The sequence below is a fragment of the Mycobacterium sp. E735 genome, from assembly GCF_001666955.1.
Lineage (GTDB): Bacteria > Actinomycetota > Actinomycetes > Mycobacteriales > Mycobacteriaceae > Mycobacterium.
Window position 1 is genome coordinate 1 of record NZ_LZIX01000039.1, and the last position, 1,151, is coordinate 1,151.

Sequence of the window (1,151 nt, forward strand, 5' to 3'; positions counted from 1 at the left end):
TTGCCGGCGATGACCAGGACGGTGTCGCCTTTACGGACCTTCATTTACAACACCTCCGGGGCGAGCGAGATGATCTTCATGAACCGCTTCTCACGCAGCTCGCGGCCGACGGGCCCGAAGATGCGGGTCCCGCGCGGGTCGTTGTCCGGCTTGATGATCACCGCGGCGTTCTCGTCGAACTTGATGTAGCTGCCGTCCGGGCGGCGACGCTCCTTGACCGTGCGTACCACGACGGCCTTGACGACGTCCCCCCGCTTGACGTTGCCGCCGGGGATGGCGTCCTTCACGGTGGCGACGATGACATCACCGATGCCGGCGTAGCGTCGCGACGAACCACCGAGCACCCGGATGCACAAGATCTCCTTGGCGCCGGTGTTGTCGGCGACCTTCAGCCGCGATTCCTGCTGAATCACTCGATCTCCTGACCTGGTTGCGTGTGCACGGCAGGACGCAGGCCAAAGCCCACCAAAAAACCTGACATGCGCGGTCTTTGTCACCGAAGGGCACGCGGGGCCGATTCGCACCGGCCGAGGTCTGCCCAAGGCAACCCCTAGAGTCTAGGGGACGACCAGCTCAGAGCCAAATTCGCGGCCAGGACGGCCTCAGGGCCGGTTCGAGGGAGCGCCTTCCCCGATTCTGCGGATATCGCCGAGGTGGTGCACGCCCTCGTGCATCGCCTGGCGCACCAGCCAGCGGGCGGTGCGCCGCTCGCCCGGCAGCCGGGTCCCGGTGCGGTCCCAGTCCTGACCCTTGGCCCGCGCGACCTCGTCCAGGAAGCCCGCCACCGCGGCGGCCAGTTCGGCGAGCGTGGCGTCGATGTCGCAGTCGTTGTAGTGGAAGCGGCGCGCCCGCAGGTCGTTGAGCATCGGCTCCCAGGCGGGCTGGTCTTCGGTGCGGACGCGGTGCAGCCGGATGGTGAAGCTGACGTAGACGTCGCGCAGGTGGCAGAGGTATTCGGCGACCGACCACACGTCGGGGCCGGGCCGGACCCGTCGCTTCTCGCGCGGGATCGCCGACACGGCCTTTCGGGCGGCGTCCGGCAGGCCGGCGATCACGCCGGTGGCGTCATCGAGCCGAGTCTCCGAATAGCTCATCCCGCAGGCGGCGCAGACATGGTCCTCGCCGGCCAGCGGGGGCAGCGACGCGGGCAT

The 1,151-nt window shown here is 68.4% G+C and carries 2 protein-coding genes; both read right to left on the reverse strand.

Translation table 11 applies throughout. From position 1 onward, the window contains the following. Window positions 1-44: 44 nt before the first annotated feature. The gene (gene rplN, locus A5704_RS03480; RefSeq protein ID WP_003403649.1) at window positions 45-413 is read right to left on the reverse strand and encodes a 50S ribosomal protein L14; all 369 of its coding nucleotides are present in this window, start codon (window positions 411-413) and stop codon (window positions 45-47) included. Window positions 414-602: 189 nt separating this feature from the next. Next, a partial coding sequence (locus A5704_RS03485; RefSeq protein WP_067754262.1) for a DinB family protein occupies window positions 603-1,151 on the reverse strand: 549 nt, incomplete at its 5' end.